This is a genomic window from Microbacterium sp., assembly GCF_051953575.1.
Lineage (GTDB): Bacteria > Actinomycetota > Actinomycetes > Actinomycetales > Microbacteriaceae > Microbacterium.
This window is the reverse complement of the sequence record NZ_JBQCIP010000069.1, coordinates 15,118-33,374: the sequence shown is the minus strand read 5'-3', so window position 1 is coordinate 33,374 and position 18,257 is coordinate 15,118. Positions and strand designations below refer to the sequence as shown.

At 66.5% G+C, this 18,257-nt stretch carries 17 protein-coding genes; 5 read left to right on the top strand and 12 right to left on the bottom strand.

Translation table 11 applies throughout. From position 1 onward, the window contains the following. Positions 1–157 precede the first annotated feature (157 nt). Positions 158–514, bottom strand: a complete 357-nt coding sequence (locus tag ACTHNQ_RS05165) for a cupin domain-containing protein (RefSeq protein ID WP_440331695.1) — start codon at positions 512–514, stop codon at positions 158–160. Beyond that, entirely contained in the window at positions 511–1,833 is a 1,323-nt protein-coding gene (locus ACTHNQ_RS05160) for a flavin monoamine oxidase family protein (protein ID WP_440331694.1), read from the bottom strand. The genes ACTHNQ_RS05165 and ACTHNQ_RS05160 overlap by 4 nt, the downstream gene beginning before the upstream one ends. 40 nt (positions 1,834–1,873) lie before the next feature. Here ACTHNQ_RS05160 and ACTHNQ_RS05155 point away from each other — a divergent pair, with 40 nt between their 5' ends. Then, positions 1,874–3,262 carry a PucR family transcriptional regulator gene (locus ACTHNQ_RS05155; RefSeq protein ID WP_440331692.1) on the top strand — a complete coding sequence of 463 codons (1,389 nt, stop codon included), beginning with the start codon at positions 1,874–1,876 and terminating at the stop codon, positions 3,260–3,262. Here ACTHNQ_RS05155 and ACTHNQ_RS05150 read toward each other — a convergent pair. The 8 genes from ACTHNQ_RS05150 to ACTHNQ_RS05115 form a co-directional block, all read right to left on the bottom strand. Further along, entirely contained in the window at positions 3,249–4,139 is an 891-nt protein-coding gene (locus ACTHNQ_RS05150; protein ID WP_440331691.1) for an alpha/beta hydrolase fold domain-containing protein, read from the bottom strand. The genes ACTHNQ_RS05155 and ACTHNQ_RS05150 overlap by 14 nt on opposite strands. Beyond that, complete coding sequence (locus ACTHNQ_RS05145; RefSeq protein WP_440331689.1) at positions 4,136–6,496, bottom strand: glycoside hydrolase family 3 C-terminal domain-containing protein; 2,361 nt, start codon at positions 6,494–6,496, stop codon at positions 4,136–4,138. Before ACTHNQ_RS05145 ends, ACTHNQ_RS05150 begins: the two co-directional genes overlap by 4 nt. Positions 6,497–6,572: 76 nt before the next feature. Further along, positions 6,573–8,003, bottom strand: a complete 1,431-nt coding sequence (locus tag ACTHNQ_RS05140) for a family 4 glycosyl hydrolase (protein ID WP_440331687.1) — start codon at positions 8,001–8,003, stop codon at positions 6,573–6,575. After that, entirely contained in the window at positions 7,951–8,910 is a 960-nt protein-coding gene (locus tag ACTHNQ_RS05135; RefSeq protein WP_440331685.1) for an N-acetylglucosamine kinase, read from the bottom strand. The genes ACTHNQ_RS05140 and ACTHNQ_RS05135 overlap by 53 nt, the downstream gene beginning before the upstream one ends. A 41-nt stretch (positions 8,911–8,951) precedes the next feature. After that, a complete protein-coding gene (locus ACTHNQ_RS05130) occupies positions 8,952–9,740 on the bottom strand; it encodes a 6-phosphogluconolactonase (RefSeq protein ID WP_440331684.1) in 789 nt (262 codons plus the stop codon). Between the two features lie 48 nt (positions 9,741–9,788). Beyond that, entirely contained in the window at positions 9,789–10,547 is a 759-nt protein-coding gene (locus ACTHNQ_RS05125; RefSeq protein ID WP_440331682.1) for a carbohydrate ABC transporter permease, read from the bottom strand. Positions 10,548–10,597: 50 nt separating this feature from the next. Then, complete coding sequence (locus ACTHNQ_RS05120; protein WP_440331680.1) at positions 10,598–11,566, bottom strand: carbohydrate ABC transporter permease; 969 nt, start codon at positions 11,564–11,566, stop codon at positions 10,598–10,600. After that, positions 11,563–12,906, bottom strand: a complete 1,344-nt coding sequence (locus ACTHNQ_RS05115) for an ABC transporter substrate-binding protein (protein WP_440331678.1) — start codon at positions 12,904–12,906, stop codon at positions 11,563–11,565. Before ACTHNQ_RS05115 ends, ACTHNQ_RS05120 begins: the two co-directional genes overlap by 4 nt. A 154-nt stretch (positions 12,907–13,060) precedes the next feature. Between ACTHNQ_RS05115 and ACTHNQ_RS05110 the strand changes: the two genes are divergently transcribed. Together ACTHNQ_RS05110 and ACTHNQ_RS05105 are read left to right on the top strand one after the other, a co-directional pair. Further along, complete coding sequence (locus ACTHNQ_RS05110; RefSeq protein WP_440331700.1) at positions 13,061–13,798, top strand: GntR family transcriptional regulator; 738 nt, start codon at positions 13,061–13,063, stop codon at positions 13,796–13,798. Next, complete coding sequence (locus ACTHNQ_RS05105; RefSeq protein ID WP_440331676.1) at positions 13,795–14,010, top strand: LacI family DNA-binding transcriptional regulator; 216 nt, start codon at positions 13,795–13,797, stop codon at positions 14,008–14,010. The genes ACTHNQ_RS05110 and ACTHNQ_RS05105 overlap by 4 nt, the downstream gene beginning before the upstream one ends. Before the next feature lie 45 nt (positions 14,011–14,055). Here the strand turns inward: ACTHNQ_RS05105 and ACTHNQ_RS05100 are convergent, their stop codons facing one another. Further along, a complete protein-coding gene (locus ACTHNQ_RS05100; RefSeq protein ID WP_440331674.1) occupies positions 14,056–14,697 on the bottom strand; it encodes a haloacid dehalogenase-like hydrolase in 642 nt (213 codons plus the stop codon). Then, positions 14,694–15,437, bottom strand: a complete 744-nt coding sequence (locus tag ACTHNQ_RS05095; RefSeq protein WP_440331672.1) for a GntR family transcriptional regulator — start codon at positions 15,435–15,437, stop codon at positions 14,694–14,696. Before ACTHNQ_RS05095 ends, ACTHNQ_RS05100 begins: the two co-directional genes overlap by 4 nt. 123 nt (positions 15,438–15,560) lie before the next feature. Here ACTHNQ_RS05095 and ACTHNQ_RS05090 point away from each other — a divergent pair, with 123 nt between their 5' ends. Next, on the top strand, positions 15,561–17,036 hold the full coding sequence (locus ACTHNQ_RS05090; RefSeq protein WP_440331670.1) for an APC family permease: 1,476 nt from the start codon (positions 15,561–15,563) through the stop codon (positions 17,034–17,036). Further along, entirely contained in the window at positions 17,033–18,190 is a 1,158-nt protein-coding gene (locus ACTHNQ_RS05085) for an NAD(P)/FAD-dependent oxidoreductase (protein ID WP_440331668.1), read from the top strand. The genes ACTHNQ_RS05090 and ACTHNQ_RS05085 overlap by 4 nt, the downstream gene beginning before the upstream one ends. Positions 18,191–18,257 lie beyond the last annotated feature (67 nt).

The window sequence follows — 18,257 nt, the reverse complement described above, 5'->3', positions numbered from 1 at the left end:
GCGTCGGCGATCTCTTTCACGACCTGGCCGTTCGACGGGTCGTACACCTTCAGGGTCTTGCCGGCCGACGCCGCACGCCACTCCCCGCCGATGAACAGGGCATCGGGGACGGAGGCCAGCAGCTCGGTCTCACGGTTCTCGATCGTCGTGGTGATACTCATGCGTTGATCACCGTGTAGACCTTGGTGATTGTTGCGTCGACGACCCAGCTGCCCTTCCAGCCGGGCTCCATGAGGACAGTCGTTCCCGGACCGATCTCCAGAACAGCACCGTCGTGGTCGATGAGACGGCCGGTACCGGAAAGGACGTGAATGTACTCGGTGTAACCCGTGTGATCTGTCAGGAACTCTCCCGGGGTGACGCGCCAGAGCCCCACCTGGTGCGTAGGTGTGTCTTGGACGACGAACGTGGAGGCGGTCGGCTCGCCCGCGATGACGCGTTCGGTTGCGATAGCCACTGCATCTGGCCAGTCGATCAGGTCGACGACAAATCGAGTGGCGGCGAAGCCCGTCATGCCGCCACCTTGGTGTCCGCCGCAAGCAGTGCCGCGGCGGCGCCGTGGCCGCTGCGCAGAGCGCCTTCCATGAGGCCGGTGAACTCCGGGTCGATGTACTCTCCTGCGAAGTAGACCCGGCCGTGTGCAGCAGCGAGTGCATCTGCATCCGCGGCGCTGAAGCCGGGCGCGTGCGCGGTGTATGCGCCACGCGCGAGCGGATCGAACGGCCAACTGGTGAGAAGGGCGCGCGCCCGGCTCATGACCAGGTCGGCACGAAGCTCCCGCACTTGGCTCTCCCATTCGCGTGCCCCCTGATCAATGCCCAGACGCAGGAGATGACCGATCTCACCCCCGAAGCAGTTCAGCACCGGAGCCACGGCGCCTCCGGGCCCGTTCGCGGTCCAGGTCCAGAACCGGCCTGAAACGCTCATCACTGCACTCGTCGACGGAACCTCCTCGAGGCTGAAGTGCAGCTTCGCCGCATTGCCCTGGACGACGCGTGACATCGCCTCTTGTTTGCGTGTGGGGATGTCGATGCGCAGGGACGCGGGGTCGTTCACCACGCCGAAGGGAAGTGCCACGACGGCGTAGTCGAACGGCTCCGGCTCGCCGTCAGCCGTGATGACGACCGTGTCACCGTGCTGCACGACGGCAGCGACCTTCGAGTTCAGACGGATGCCCCCTGGGAGGGCAGAAGCCATCGCCTCGGGGAGTCGCTGGTTGCCCCCACCGACACGCCAGCTGGGCTGCGGGTTGAAGGATGCGACGTGCTCGAGGGTGCCCTCCGCAGTCACCTCATCGACGCGCACCGCAGTAGACATCTCGATCCTTGACTCGAGCGCCTCGCGAGTGTCGCCCACGACGCCGATCTCGTCGAGAACATCGGCAACCGAGCGTGCACCGTTGCCGGCCTCGACCGCCTCGGCCGCGCGTCTTCCCAGCGTGGCCATCGCGTCCGTGCTCACCCCCGGGCGGTCGGCCGGTGTCCGTACGTAGTAGCTCATACCCGTATCGACGAGCTCCAGCTGATGCTCTCGGCAGTAGTGCCGAAACGTCTCGTAGCCGCCGAGCACGAATTCGGCGCCCCGTTCGATGACGTGAGACCCGCCTGCCGCACGGAACGCCTCGGACCATACCCGGCCCCCCACACGGTCACGCGCTTCCAACACCGTGACGTCGTGTCCTGCGCGGACGAGCTCGGTCGCAGCAGCGAGGCCCGCGAGGCCTGCGCCGACAACGGCGGTGCGGGTCATGTCATCTCCTTCGGCGTCTGCAGGGCCGGCATCGACCCGCAGAATCAAACGTATGCACGACGAACTGTCGCATCTACTGAGCAAACTGCTAGTGTCTGGTCGATCGCCATACGAAAGGTGAGACTTGTCGCAAGCCTTCACGATTGCTGACCTGGTCAGCAACCCGACGTTAGACACGAGGCTGGTGAGCGGCGCCGACGGGTTGGGCCGAACCATCTTGTGGGCGCACTCCTGCGAGATGGCGGATCCCGATAAGTGGCTCGGACCCCATGAACTTCTGATGACGATCGGGCTATGCATTCCCCACGGCGCGCAGCAACAGCGAGACCTCATCGCAAGGCTTGACGCCGCCGGGCTTGCCGGTATCGCCGTCGGGGACGACGGCTTGGCTCCCCGGCTCACCAAGGCGATGCTCGCCGAGGCAGACTCTCGCGGCTTCCCCGTTCTGACGACGGGACCCAACACGCCATTCGCCGCCATCGGCCGCACGGTCGCCGCCGCGAACACAGAGCGGCAGACGATGAACGTGCTGGGCCTGGCCAAGTTGTACCAGGTTGCCGGCCAACGTCATCAGGATCCGCGCCGTACGACCGAGGATCTCAGCGATGTTCTCGGGGTCCGTCTCACGGTCGTCGATGACGCGACAGGGTGCGTGCTCCTCGGGCAGGGAGTGCTCGGCCCGACTGTGGCACGTGCCTATCCCTTGCGCACCCACCGCCCGACCCGGCTACTGATCGGCGCCTCGACTCCCCTAGATAGCCTGACGCTTGTCCACCTCACGCAGATCCTCACCGTGCACACCAATACCGTTGCGCAGGATGCCCAAGCGCGAATGCGGGATGGTGCCGCGATCCTGGAGCATCTGCTTGCCGGGCGTACACACGTCAGCGCTGAACTGGCGCGACTCTGGGGCGACGAGACCGCGGGGTACCGGGCCATCGTCACCACCTGCGAGACGCCCCTGCGGGTGCGGACCGCCCTCGCGGTGGCCGGCCTGCCGACGACAGCGATCGAGACCGATGGAAAGATCGTCATCGTTGCTCCCACGCACCACCTGGAGGAAGTACGCCTGCTCGTGCAGGAGATCTGTCCGGAGTCGGGAGTCTCGGCCGTGCATCGACAGATCGGCGACATGTCCGGTGCCGTGGCCGAAGCCACTGCGGAGCACGCTGCTGCGCGAGGTCGAGGGGACCACTGGCGTGAGTTCACAGGCGAACGTGTGTCGCTCCTGGCGCGCTCACGCTCCGAGGCCTCGCAGATCATCTCGACCGTTCTCGGGCCGCTGGCCGGCGACGAGCAGCGATTCGTGCTGTTGCGCGAGACGCTCTTCACCTTTCTGGACAGTGATCTGCAGTGGGGCATCGCCGCAGGGACGCTGGGTCTGCATCGTCAGGGCCTCGTGTACCGGCTCAACAGGATCGAGGCGCTCACGGGGCGAAGCGTCCGCAGAACCCGTGACGTCTCCGAGCTGTGGCTGGCGAGAACGGCGTGGCGGCAGCTCAGAGAGGTCTGACACCCGTCGCAGCTTGGGTCATCCATCGCGTGATCTCGGCGGTTCCGCGCGCGAAGTGCGGGCTTGCTGGTTCGTTGAGGAATCCGTGTTCAGAGTCGGCTACGACGCGCTCTACGGTGGGTACCCCGCCAGAACGCAATTGCGAGGCGAAGCGTTTGCCCGAAGCTCGGAGGATGTCGCGATCGGCATCCAGGATCAGCGTCTGTGGCAAACCCGCCGGATCTCCCTCGCCCGGGAAGACCCGTGGGTCGGCGAGGAGGTCGTTGCTGCCGGCGTAGTTGAGAGTCATCCGAGTCAGCCATCGAATCGCCTGGGCGTCGGCCATCTCGCACAGCCGCAGCCCTTCCCGGTCGGTGTGCGTCGGCAATGAAGAGTGGAAAAGGCCGTAGACGAGCACGAGACCGACGGGCAGCGACCGACGGTCGTCACGCAGGCTGATTGCGGCGCTTGCCGCCAGGCATGCCCCCGCGCTGGCCCCGCCGAGGAAGGCCGGGCCACCGGCGGAGAGGCCGGCGAACGCTTCCAGAACGTCTCCCTGCGCGGCCGGGTAGCGGCCCCCGGCCGGATCGTGGCGCAGAGGGCCTTCGTGGGAGAAGTCGGGAGCCAACCGGTATTCGACCGTCCGGACGTGCCGACCAGTCGCTGCGAGATGGCGGGCGACAGCATCCGACTCGGGCATGTCGATGCTGCCGCCCGCGAATGCGCCGCCATGAACCCACAGCAGAGGCGCACCGCTCGCACGTTCCGGAACATAGTCACGCACCGCGGTCCCCGTTGCCGGGAGGCGATGGTCGCGCACGGCGACGCTGATGGGCACGGGGCGTGGACCCGCGGGGGTGGGCAGCGTTTCGGCAGCACCAGGCGGGACGCCGGTCATCCGGCGTGTCCTTGCACGAACCGCGACGCGCTGGCGTCCTGGAGGTCGGCGTCCCGGAGCAAGGCCGGGATCGTCGGGTCGTCTGGGAGTTCGATCGTCTGGGAGAGGCGAATGTCGCGTGAGGACGCTCCGACCTCGATGCGGAACTCGCCACCCTCCCGGCGCCACAGGCCCAGGCGCCCATCGCTGCGCTCGGCCACGGCGTCCCAGTAGGCGAAGTCACGGTTGACCAGCTCGAACTCGAGCCGCGCCGATTGGCCCGCGTCGAGTCGGACCTTCTCGAACGCCCGCAGTTCCCGGATCGGGCGGTACACCTCGGCGTCGGGGTCGCCGACGTAAAGCTGAACGACCTCCGCGCCCGCCATGGGCCCCACATTGGTGATCGTCGCCGAGACGCGCACGCGGCCCGCCGCTGCATCCGTGATCTCCACCTCGAGGTCCGAGTACGCGAACGTCGTATACGACAGGCCATGCCCGAACGGGTAGCGCACGGTGCGGCTCAGCGCGTCGTACCACCGGTAGCCGATGAAGACGCCCTCACCGTAGAGCACGGTGCCGCGCTCCCCCAGCCAGTTGGGCTGACCCGGCGTGTCTTCGAGGACCATCGGGAAGGTCTCGGAGATCTTGCCGGAGGGGTTCACACGCCCGAACAGCACATCTGCGACAGCACCACCGAGTGCTTGGCCGGTGAGCCACGACTCGACGACAGCGTCGACGCGGTCGTGCCACGGGTCCATTGTCACCGCGGCCCCGTTGGAGAGCACGACGATGAGGTTCGCGCCGGTGCGCTCGCGCAGGTCAGCCAGGCGCGAGATCAGGGCGACATGGTCCCCCGGAAGGGCGAGGGTCGCCCGATCGTTGGCCTCCTGCTCGAAGGCGAGCGGAAGGCCGGCGAAGACGACGATCGTCTCGGCCGTCTCGGCAACGGACACGGCCTCGTCGATGAGACGCTGTGCCGCGCGCGAGAGTGGTCCGTTCACCGCGTGCTGGACCGCTTCGGCGAGCTGCAGCTCGCGGGCAAGGGTCGCGGAGCGTCGCGCGACCGTCGGGCGCTCTTCGACGAAGGTGACGTCGTGTGCGGCGAGGGTGGCGATGTTGTCATCCTGGTACGCGTTCTTCGGCAGGTAGACGTATCCAGGTGCGAAGACGACCCGCTCCCCTGCGATGGCGCGGATGGCGTCCAGGGGGGCGTCGACATGCGTCGGATCCACCCCGGAGGAACCGCCGCCCTGGATGCGGGCGTGCTCGGCGAAGGCGCCGACGACCGCAATGGTGCCGGTGTCCGCTTCAGGCAACGGAAGGGCGGTGCCACCGTGCGGTGCCGGCTGGTTGCGCAGCAGAGTGATGCACCCGGCGGCGGCCTCGCGTGCCAGAACGTGGTGTTCATCGGCGCGCAAGAGCCGACGCTGCGCGGGCGTGAGAGGGTCCCCCGGGTTGTGCCCGAGCGTGATCACCGGGCCTCGCACGAGCTCGGCACCCGGGTAGGCTCGCGCGATCAGGCGCAGCACACGGCGGGCGGCGTCGTCGACGGTCGTCTGGTCGAGTTCGCCGGATCGCACGGCGGCGACGATCTCAGCATCCGTTCGCCCTTCGGTTCCGGGCATCTCGAGATCGAGTCCTGCACGAACGGCGGCGACACGATCGTGCACGGCGTTCCAGTCGGAGACGACGGCGCCCTCGAACCCCCAATCGTCCCGCAGTACCTCGGTGAGCAGCCACCGGTTCTCCGACGCGTGTATGCCCCGAAGCCGGTTGTACGAGCACATGACGGTCCACGGGTCGGCTTGGCGGACCACGCGCTCGAACGCCGCGAGGTAGGTCTCCCGGAGCGTCCGTTCATCGGCGACAACGGAGATGCGGGTGCGCTCGATCTCCTGGTTGTTGGCCGCGAAGTGCTTGAGTGACGTGCCGACACCGGTGGATTGCACGCCCTGCACGTACGCAGCGCCCAGCTCGCCCGAATGGAACGGGTCCTCAGAGAAGTACTCGAAATTGCGTCCGCACAGTGGTGAGCGCTTCATGTTGACGCCCGGCCCGAGAACGACCTGCACGCCCTGCGCGCGCGCCTCTTCACCGATGGCGGCGCCCACACGTCGCGTGAGGTCACGATCCCACGACGCGCCCATCGCCGAGGCGGTGGGGAAGCCCGTCGCCGGCACCCACACCATGTCGACGCCAGTCTCCTTGCGCAGGCCATGCGGGCCGTCCCCAACCTCGATCGGCGGCACCGGCCGGGTGAGCCCCGGGCGGTCGATGGGCTGGGTGAACCAGTCGTCGAGCCCGGACAGCAGCGAGGCCTTCTCTTCGAGCGTGAGCTCAGCCAGCACTGTGTCGACGTCGAACGGCGGGAGGGTCATTTGTTTGGCTTTCTGGACGAGAGAACGTGGGGAATCAGATGCTGCGGCCCCGTTTGGGGTGGGGCCGCAGCAATGGTCAGCGCAGCGGGGGAAGTGCGTCCTTCTGCAGTTCGAGGAATTCGTCGAGCATTGCCACCGCATGGTTGTGGTTGTCGACGACGGGGTCGAGGAGTATCGCCTGCAGAAGCTTCTGCTTCGATTGCTCGACGTACGCCTCGACGAGCAGCTTGTGGATCGAGCCCTGCAGTCGCACCATGGCGAAGATGCCCTCCGGCAGCGGCTCCATGTTCAGCGGCACCAGCTCGCCGTCGACCACTTTCGCCGGCACCTCGACGACCATCTCGTCGGGAAGCCCGGGGATAGCGCCACGGTTCGGGACGTTCACGGCGGGAAGGTCGCGCTCCACGCCGCAGCCGATCCACTCGATGATGGGGATGGCGAGTTCCTCGGAGGATTCGAGCGGGCGCTCGTCTAGCGATGCCTCCAGGGACATCAACGATTCGTCCGTGCGAGGCGCGTGGAACCCACGCTCGGTATCGACGAGGCCGATGTGGTAGTGCCATTCCGGCGTCCTCGCACCCTCGGCCCACGGCGAGCCCTCAGCGGGGTCGTGAAAGAACTGCAACTGCGCGGCGACGTAGTCGTCCGCCCAAGAGAGGTACTCGCCGATGTGGTTCGCGCTGGGTGAGGGCCACAGCCCGAACCGGCGCAGGAGGATGCGGGACAACGCGATCTCGTGCCAGTCGGAGACCCAGTTCGCCTCGCGCTCGATCTCGCGAAGGCGCGGGTACAGGTCATCGCCGGTGCGGCGGTCGCGGATGGTCTGGAACCACTGGAAGTGATTGATGCCCGCCGCGGACAGCTCGAGGTGCTCGAGGGGAATGTCGAGCAGATGCGAGATCTGCCCGGCGCCCATGAAGTAGCCGTGACACAGGCCGACGACCTTGACGTTTGTGAGGCGCGAGATCGCCTCGCAGACCTTATGCTCGGGGTTCGAGAAGTTCAGGAAGTACGCGTCGGGCGCGTTCTTCTCGATCGACCGTGCGATCTCCAGCAGCGGACCGAACTGGCGTAGCGCATGGAACAGTCCGCCGGGTCCTCCGTTCTCACCGTAGACCTGCTTGAACCCGTACTTGCGGGGGATGGTGAAGTCCTGCGACCAGTAGTGGTAGCGGTTGACTTCAATGGCGGCCACGACGAAGTCGGCCCCGGTGACCGCGCTATCGAGGTCCGTGGTGGAGGAGAGGGTGGCGCGATGGCCGAGACGCTCGATGACGCTGCGGGCGTATGCTTCCATCTCGCGCAGCGGTTCCGTCGCGATGTCCATGAGCACGATCTCGAGACCCTTGTCGGCGATGGGCTGACTCAAGAGCAGGTCGCGGACGATGGTTCCGGCGAACTGCCGGCTGCCTGCTCCGATCAAGGTAACTTTCATTTGGTCGAACTCTCCGTTCTCAGGGGGTGATAGTGGCCTGCTCGGCCAGACGTCGCGCGAGGGCGACGGCACCGGTGACGGGCGCGCGATCGAGGATGTGAAGGTCCAGGTGAGGGCGGGTCTGTGCAAGCGCCGTCCGCAGCGCTCGCTGGAGGAGTGGCTGCTTTTCGATCACCGAGCCGCCCGCGACGACGCAGTGGGCGTGCGCTCCGCGTCGCAGCAGCCTGTCGATGAGCCCCGCGAGGCGTTCGCCGGCGTTCGCCACAACGAGTTGCGCGATCGTGGATCCTTCGTCGGCTGCGATGAAGACCTCGGCTGCGTGGCGACCCCAGGCTTCGGCGGACGCGACTTGCGTCACCGTGAGCGCGAGTTCGGCGCCATCGACAGCAGAGAAGCATGTCAGCAGCCGTTCACCGAGCGCGTCCAGGTGGTCCCCGCGGTCCAGGTGTGACAGGACAGCCCGGGTCGCGTCCCGGACCAGGCCGGGAGCGCTGCCTTCGTCACCGAGGAGCCACCCCCAGCCGCCTGCGGTGAGCAGGTCACCGTCCGGGGTCCGCGCGGTCGCGATCGATCCCGTCCCCACGACCACGCCGATGGCGCCGGTGACGTTCATGGCGGGCGCCATCAACTCGGAGTCGTTGACCACGAGCACCGGGCCGCTGATGTGACGTCGCAGTTCACGCTCCAGTTCGTCGCACTGCTCCGTGCTGTCGCAGCCGTGTGCCCCGACCGCGAGGGGCGCGCGGAGCGCCGCGTCGCCGAACTGGTCCAGGAGCAGCCGTCGCAGTCCGACCCCGTCGGCTCGGAAGTCCCCGAGATCCTTGCGCCATGACGATGACGGCAGCACGATGTCGCGAGCCGGCCGATGTGAGCCCCGGTCGACGGGGGCTGCGCGCAGATGAGTCTTGGTGCCGCCGATGTCGACGCCGATGACGTGATCCGCGCCGCTCGCGTCAATGTCGAGAACCGGCAGTGTCATGTCGTTTCCCTTCGGGAGTTGGAGTCGGTTCTGGGCGGGGTTCAGACGGTGACGGCCGCGGCGGCGCGGTCGACGAGAAGCAGCGGGTTGCGGCACTCTGTGACGATCGTTGCGGGCCACTCTTCGTCGTACGCGTCAGCGCGCGCGATGCGGGCGAATGCTTCTTGTTTGTGCTCCCCGGTCAGGATCATCACCACTTCTGCGGATAGCCGGGCGATGGTGTCGACCCCGACGGTGACGCCTGTGTCGGGGACCATGTCCAGGGTGGTGAATTCAGGGAAGGTGGCCATGTTGTCGCGACGGGTGGCCTCGCCGAGCGTCACGATGTGAGTCTTCGCGTGGCGCGAGGTGCCGGGCTGGTTGAAGGCGACGTGGCCGTCGCTGTCGCCGGACGCGAGCAGGAAAAGATCGATGCCGCCAGCGTCTGCGATTCGCGTGTCGTACTCCTCCGGCGCCGCCGGGTCCGCCGTCCAGACCTGCGACGGCGCGTGGGTGTCTGATCTCTTGCTCGCGGCGGCAATCGGCGCGAGGATGTCCCGCAGCGCGAAGCCGAGGCACGAGTAGGACAAATCGGTGTCTACGACCCGGTAGCGACCTCCATCATCAGGCACGACGTAGTCGTCCATCATCACGATGACGAGGCTGGAGAGGTCGCGCCCGCGGGCAGCTTCCCGTGCGAGCGCGTCGTAGACCGGGACTGCGGTGCGGCCGCTGGGGCAGCCGAGGAGGAAGGGCTTGTCTCCCTTCGCGGATATGCGGTCCAGGATGATTTCTGCCACCACCTCTCCGATGGCGTCGGGGTCGGGAAGGATCTGCGGGGTGAGTCGCACGGTGAATCTGCCTTACTTTGAGGGGTTTCGCGGGGGCGGCGAGCTGCGCTATTCCTTGACGGCACCGGCGAGCATGCCGGAGATGAACTTGCGCTGGAAGAGCACATAGAGGATGAGCACGGGTGCTGCGACGATCAGCCCGCCGGCGGCCATGAGGTTGACTTCGGTCACATGCCGGCCTTGGAAGACACCGAGCGCCACCGTGGCCGTCTGATTGTCGCCGTGCAGGAACACGAGGGAGAGGAAGTAGTCGTTCCAGGTCCACATGAAGCTCAAAAGGATGAAGGTGTAGACGGCGGGCAGCAGGTTGGGGACGGCGATGGACCACAACATTCGGAACGGCCCGGCCCCGTCCATCTCCGCCGATTCGAAGATTCCGCGGGGCAGCGTACGAAATGCTGCCCGCATCCAGAAGATCCCGAAGGGTACCCCCATGCCGACGTGGATGAGGATGATGCCGAAGAGGTTATCGGTGAGACCCAGGGCTCGGAACTGGTAGTACAGGGGCACGATGATCGCCTCGAGCGAGATCATCATTCCGAGCAGGACCAGGGGGAAGAACACTTTGTCGCCGAGGACTCCGAGCACGCCGAACGCGTACCCACCGAGAAGGGCCAGGAGCACCCCGAGGGCCGCCACCGCCACGGTGATGGTGAGCGAGACCAGCATCGACCGGGAGAAATCGGCGTTGTTCCAGGCTGTGACGAAGTTGTCCCACTGGATTTCCCCGGTAGGGCGCCCGGCGCGATCAGGGCTGAGGGCGGCGGTGACGAATGTGGCGACCGGCCACAGGACGATGATCGCCATCACGGTGAGGATGACGTAGTTCCAGATCTTCTCCGCGAGTGAAGACATGGTCACTCCTTTTCCGAGACGCGGGTGATCACGACCGCGATGATCATGCAGAGCACGGCCATGACGACGCCGATGGCGGCAGCCTGTCCGACATTGGGATTGACGAACGCGGCCTTGTACAGGGCTACCGCAGGTGTGAGTGTGGAGGTGCCCGGTCCGCCCCGCGTGGTGATCCAGATGAGGTCGAACGCGCGCAGCGCGCCGGTGATCGTGAGGGTGAGCGCGATGGCGAGCTGCCCGCGCAGCCCGGGGAGCGTGACCGCGAAGAACTCCCGCACCGGGCCCGCGCCGTCCATGCGAGCGGCTTCGTACAGTTCCGGCGCGATCGAGGATGCTCCGGCGATGAACAGCACCATGCAGAACCCGAAAGCTCCCCACGTGCCGATCAGGCCGACCGCCGGGAGGGCCCATGTGAAGTCACCGAGCCAATTCTGTGCGAGCGCGCCGAGGCCCACGGCCCGTAGCGCTTCGTTGATCGGCCCTTCGGGGGCGTACATCCGCTTGAAGACCAGCGCGATCACGACGCTGGTGAGCACCTGCGGCAGGAAGAAGATCCAGCGGTAGATGCCCATGCCGGGACGCTTGGATGTCGTGACCAGTGCTGCGGAGATCAATCCGAGGGTGATGGGGAGCAGGGCGAAGAAGACGATGAGAACGAGCACGTTCCCGAGCGTCGAGCGCAGCACCGGGTCGGTGAAGAAGTTGATGTAGTTGTCGAATCCCACCCAGATGGCATCGGTGACACCGTTCCACTTGTAGAACGAGTACTGCACCGACTGAACCATCGGCCAGAGCACCACGAGTCCGTAGAGCAGGAGGCCGGGTGCGGCGAAGAGCAGTCCCGCGACGCGCATCCGTCGGCGGGCCAGGGACCTGCGGCGCCGCCGGCGGGGAACCAGCAGCATCCGGGTGGCGGGACCGCCGTCAGCCGTTTCCGGCACGACGGCGGCCCCTGCGTGGGCGATGCTCATTTGGAACCTTGCTCGGCCAGGAACGCGTCACGGTCTGCGTCCACTGCCTTCGTGAAGTCCTCGGGAGTCGTCTTTCCCGCGAGAAGCAGCTGGGTGTTCTGCGTCAGGATGTCGAGCATGGTCGGGCTTGCCCAGTCGAAGTACGGCACGTAGCCGTCGTCAGAGTCGAGGGTTGCCGTCGCCGTCGCCTCACCGGTCTGGCTGAGCACGTCCGGGATGTCAACCTTGTTGAGCATCGGCACGAGACCGAGGTCGACAGCCGCCTGGCTCGCATCCTTTGACATGAGGAAGTTGAGGAACGCGGCGGCGACGTCGGGGTTCTTGGATTTCGACGAGATGATCATGGCGCCCGCGGAGGCGCCCACACCCACGGTCGTGTCAGCGTCTGCCTGGGGCAACTGGATGTAGCCGAAGTCGTTCAGGCGGTCGCCGGTGAGCCCCAGCGAGCCGGTGTAGTCCCATCGGAAGACGGCGTCACCGTCAATGAAGTTCGCCAGCGACGTCTGGTAGTCGATGCCCTCGAAGTTCGGGGTCAGCCAGCCGGCCTCGTTCCATTCCTCGAGGGTCGTGGCGGCGTCGGTGAGACCCGTGTCGGCGGCCGTCACATCGGTGGAGCCGTAGACGAAGTCGTTGATATCGCTCTCCGACCCGTAGAGAGTCTGCAGCCCCAGCAGGGCGGCCGTGTTGCCGTCGAGACCGCTGTAGCTGAACGGCACCTGCCCGGCGGCCTTCACCTTCTTGGCTGCGGCCTCGAGCTCGTCCAGAGTGGTCGGCACCTGGATGCCCAGCTCGTCGAGCTTGCTGGCGTTGTAGTAGATGCCGATCAGGGATGCCGATGCGATTGGCGACGCGAACCATGACCCCTCGCCGATCGTGCTGAAGTCCTCGGTGAACTGGTTCTGACGAGCGATCGTGGTCGGAACCAGGTCGTCCCATCCGTACAGCTTGGCGTAGGAGTCCAGATTGACGACCAGTCCGCCCTCGGCGAGCGTGCCCAACGACGACCAGCCGTTGTTCGCGGAAGCGATATCGGGGCCGCCGTTGTCCTGGAGCTGAAGATTCAGGGTGCTGGTGAGCTGCCCCCAGTCCTCCTGCGTGCGCTCGATCGTCACGTTGGGGTACTTCTTCTCGAACTGGTCGATCATCTGGACGATCCAGTCGCCTTGAAAGAAGTCCGACAGCTTGAGGGTGACGTCCCCCGCGCCGGCGACGTCATCGGACACTTCGGTGGGCCCGGTGTTGCCGGCGGAGCTGCCGCCCGGCGCGCACGCGGTGATGGCGAGCACCGCAATCGAGCCGATCGCCGCAGCCGCGAGGGCGCGGGTCTTCTTCGAGATCATGTTCACTCCGTCGTGGTCGTAAGAACCAAATCCGCTCGGGCCATCGAATGATGGCCGGAGAAGGGCGGCGGGCACCGCCAGGTGAAAGCTAGCACCATTCGACCAGTTGTACCAGTTGTGTAACAAGAATCAATTTGGTTGCACCAGATTGCTCATGTGGTACCGTGGCGTCGTGACTCTCCCCACAGCTGCGACACAGGCCCACGACCAGCTCGCACAAGAGCTGGACTTGGGCGTGTACGCGGCCGGCACGCGACTCCCCGGAGAACGCGAACTGGCTGCGCGATTGGGCGTGAGCCGCGTGACCCTTCGCACAGCGCTCAGCGCGCTCGAAGCCGCCGGCCGCCTCACGAGGTCCGCTCAGCGCGGCTGGTTCGTCCCCGCAAACGTTGTCGGCGAACCGCCCAGCACTCTGCAATCCTTCACGGAGATGGCGCGCGCACGCGGGCTGCGACCGACAGCGAAGGTCCTTCGTCAGGAGGTTCGCCCGGCCACCCTCGATGAGGCGGAGAAGCTCCGGGTGGCTCCCACCTCCCCCGTGATCCAGATCGACCGGCTGCGGGGGATGGACGGCCGCCCCGTGTGCTTCGATGTGGTGGTCGTGGCGGAGGAGCGCGCGCACCGGCTCGCCGAGACCGAACTGAACGACGCTTCCCTCTACGAGACGTTGCGCGAAGTGTGCGGCGTCACGATTCATCGCAGCGCCTACAGCGTCATGGCCGCCGTTGCTGACAGCTCGTTGGCGCGGCTTCTCGACACCGTGGTGGGTGCCCCGGTGCTCGTAGGAGACGAGGTCGCGTACAACTCCGACGGTGTCCCCATCCTGCTCGGCACGAACAGCTACCGCGGCGACGCCTACCGATTCCAAGCAGATCTGTTCCGTCGCGCATGATCGAGCCGCGCTCTCCGAGTCACGCGACGCTCGAGGACGTCGCCACGCTGGCGGGTGTGTCACGGTCGACCGCATCCCGCGTGCTCACGGGGTCCGCGCATGTCAGCGCAAATGCTGTCACCGCCGTCCATGAAGCAGTGAAGGCACTGGGCTACGTCCCCGATCCGGCCGCGCGGGCATTGGCCATGCGTCGCGGCGCCCGGGACTCATGAGGCTGTCAATCGCATCGACATGTAGGAATTTCAATCCGCGCCCGCTCACCACGTTGTGCTGCGGACCGCAGTACCAGACTTGGCCAGGATGCGCCTGGTTCTTCGGCTTCCGTTGACGATGATCGTCCGGCGACAGGCACGCGCCAGCTTCTCGTCGCTGGCCGAGTCGGTGTAGAACAAGCTCTCCGTCAGATCGACTTCAGCCGACCGTAGAGCGGCAACTTTGGCGTGACCGACATTGTGATGGGTGATCCGCAACGAGTCGTCGGAGCAGCCGAGTTGCGATGCGAGCACGCGGAGGTCCCCGTAGCCGATTTGACGCAGGTACGCCGCTGCCAAGCTGCGTTCCGAAGCAGTGACCACCCATACCGGGCCAACGGCATGGGCGTCGTCGATTGCGTCGCGCGCGGCGTCGGCAAAGTTGTCCTGGGCGCTGGCCAGCTGTTCCGCCACTTCTTCAACCGCGAGATGGTATTGCCTCAGCGAGATGCCCCGCAACGCTGTGCGGACCGTCCAGCGGTTGAGCGATGCGCGAGTGGCACTGCGTGGTGAAGCGAGGAGGGCGAGGAGAACTGCCGGTGCGATCAGCGCTAGCCGGAGGGGCCGCCGCCGGTTGAGATGGCGGACGAGCGCCGCCATCGTGTCCGCTCTACTGAGTACGCCGTCGAGATCGAAGAGAGTAGTCACTCGTCGACGGCGCGATCGATGACGAGGGAGACGCGGTCGGCGCGGTAGACGTCCTGGGCATACTCCATGCAGCGCCCGTCGGCGGTGAAGGTGCGCCGGGTGAGGAGCAGCCCGGATGACGCAGGCCGCGCGCCGAGTTGTTCGGCGAGGGTGGTGTCCAGCGCGATCACTTCCAGGCGGGCCGTGGTGCGTGCCACGACAACTCCGAACCGGCCACGGATCTCGGTCCACAGCGATCCCGACAGGTCCCCATCGAGGAATCCAGGCACGAGGTCAGATGGATAGTAGGTAGTCTCCAGCGCCAGCGGCTCACCGTTGGAGCTGCGCAGTCGCTGCAGGGCATAGACGTCAGCATCCGTGGCGATGCCCAGGGCGCGGGCGACGCCCGTCGTAGCGGACTGCGTCTCGGACCAGATCAGTTGCGCGCCGGGCTGTTTGCCAGCGCGGGAGATCTCCTGCGAGAAACTTCCGAGCCGCAACTGCACCCTCGGTTCGGAGACGAACGTGCCACGCGTGGCGCTGCGGTAGATCAGCCCTTCGCTCTCCAACACGGTGAGCGCCCGGCGCGCCGTCATCCTGCTGACGTTGTGATCGACGCAGAGATCGCGCTCCGGGGGCAGCGGATCGTTAGGGTCCAGCTGACCGGACGCGATCTGTTCCCGGAGCTCCTCGGCGATGCGAAGGTAGGCCGGTTCTTTACGGTCGGCGCGGGTCTCCCCCGATCGCTCCACGGTGCTCACACTTGACACGCTACCCTCCGTTCCCCTAGCGTCCTTTGGTATATACCAATACTCTACGCCCGATGGAGGACGTTCATGAAGGAAAAGCGCAGCGTCGAGCCACCTTCCGAACCTGGGGCGCCGATGAAGCGTGAGCTCGGCCTCTACGCCTCATTCGCCGTCGCGTTCGGGTTCGTCTCGATCGCAACCGGCATTTTTACCACTTACGGAGCGGTGATCAACAGCTCCGGCCCGCGGGGCATCTGGGCTTGGCCGATCGCCGTGGCCGGTCAGCTCACCGTCGCGCTGATCTTCGGCGCCCTCGCAGCCCGCATCCCGATCAGCGGCTACGCCTATCAATGGATGTCGCGCCTAGCGAACCCGATCCTCGGCTGGCTGATGGGCTGGATCTCTTTCGCGTTCCTCGTGGTCGTGGTTGTCGCCGTTGACTACACCATCGCCGCGACCGTCGCACCCGAATTGTTCGGCTACGTCCCCACCGCAGCCAACAGCTGGTTCGTCACCGCGATCGTCATGCTCATCCAGGCGATCCTTGTGGTCTGGTCGACGCGCGTGACCAATCGCGTGAACGAGATCGCCGTCACGATGCAGATCATTGGCATGGTCGGCATCACCGTGCTGCTGTTCGTTGTCGGCGCCGTCACCGGCCAGATCGACCTCTCTCGCCTGTTCGAGACGGCCCCGGTCGCCGCCGAAGGCTACTGGGACCTCGGCGGCCTGACCGAGGTCGGCCCGTTCCCGCTGGCGTTCCTGCTCGGTGCGTTCACAATCGTCGGTTTCGAGTCGGCCGCGAACCTCGCTGAGGAGACCAAGAACCCCGCACGCGTGATCCCCCGCGCCATGATGCAGGCCGTGCTCGCCCTCGGCATCCTCGGCATGCTGTTCCTCATCGCGGTCACCGCTCTCGCCGCGAACACCACCGCCCTGGCAGAATCGGCCACACCGGTCGCATCGGTGATCACCGCGGTGCTCGGGCCGTTCGTCGGCAAGGCGCTGCTCGTGCTCGTGGTCGTCTCGATCTTCTCGTGCGGCCTTGTCATCACCCTCAGCGGCACTCGCCTCATCTGGGCAATGTCTCGCGACGCCCGATTCCCTGGCTGGCAAGTTCTACGGCGGGTCAACGCCAAGCGGCACACCCCGGTCGCTGCGACCGTCGCGTTCTTCGTGATCACCCAGCTGATCCTGGCGATCTTCGCGTTCACCGAGAACGCCCTGTTCGTGCTGTTCTCCGCGGCCACGCTGCTGCCCGCGATCATTTATGCCGGCACGACGCTGCTGTACATCATCAAACGCAAGAGTCTCCCGCCCAGCCAAGGGTTCACGCTCGGCAAGTGGGAGATCCCCGTCATCATCCTGGCGTCGGTGTGGCTGATATACGAGCTCGCGATCTTCCGCGACGACTCGTTCGCGGAGCCGCGCCTGTACGTGCTGATCATGATGGCGATCGGCGGCGTCTACCTCGCCTACCTGCTCATCACCCGCGGCAAGAAGGGCCTCACCATGCCCGAGATGGGCGACGTCGACCGCGCGTTCGACTCCGCGACGGTGGACAACGCTCCTGCGGCTGAGACCACCACCACTACTGAGGGGCAGAAATGACCGAGAACTCACTCACCGCGACCATCGCCGTCATCGGCGGAGGCGTCGTAGGCGCGGCGATCCTCTACACGCTCGCACACCGCGGCGTCGACGCGCTGCTGCTCGAGGCCGAACCCGACCTCGGCTATGGCGCCAGCGGAACCAACTCCGGTGTTCTGCACACCGGTTTCGATTCCACTCCCGGTGAGCTAGAGACCGAGCTCATCCTCCGTGCCGCCCAGCTCCGCCCGCCGGTGCTCGAGGCTCTCGGGGTCCCGGTGATCCACTGCGGCGCCCAACTCGTCCCCCACGAGGCCGAGGATCACGACACCGTCCGCGCGCTAGCCGAAAATGCCCAGCAGAACGGTGTCGAGGTGCACATCCGTGAGGAAGACGGCGCGCTGCTGGTTCCTGGCGAGTCCGTCAGCGACCCGGTCGCGTTCACGCTTTCCCTAGCCGCCTCCGCGGTCGCGGCGGGTGGCCGCGTGGAGACCGACGCCCGCGTCGTCGCGATCACCCCCGGCGAGGACGGCCTGCGGATCACGCTCGAAGACGGCCGCGCCATCCAGGCTCAAGCCGTTGTCAACGCCGCCGGCCTCTACGCGGACGAGATCGCCCGGCTGATCGGCGACGACAGCTTCGACGTATATCCCCGCAAGGGCGAGTTCTTCGTCTTCGAGCTGCCCGGAGCCCAGACACTGGACCACATCGTGCTGCCAGTGCCAACCAAGCGCACCAAGGGCGTGCTGGTGTTCCCCACCCTGGACGGCAAGGTCGTCAGCGGCCCGACCGCGGTCGACCTCGGAGACAAGACCGACTGGAGCGTCCGCCCGGAAGCGGCCGACGAGATCCTGCCTAAAGCGATCAAGCAGTTCCCCGCCCTGGAGGGACTCACCCCGGTGGCCAGCTACGCGGGCCTGCGCCCGGCGGGACGCGGGTCGAACTACGTCATCGGCTCATCCGCCGCGGACCGCCGCCTGATCAACGTCGGTGCGATCCGCTCCACCGGGCTGACCGCCTCTCTGGGCATCGGTGACTACGTCGCTGAGCTGCTCCGCGACGACCTCGGCGTCGCCATCGGCGACCTGCAGGCACCCACCCCCATTGAGCATCCCGCCGCCACCAGCCCCTGGTGGAAGCGCACCGCCGCCCGGTACGCCGCCGCCCAGCGGTAACCCTCTGACCCGGTGCGGGCCTGCCGCTCGCAAGCGCGGGCCCGCGCCGAACCACACGAGAAAGAAG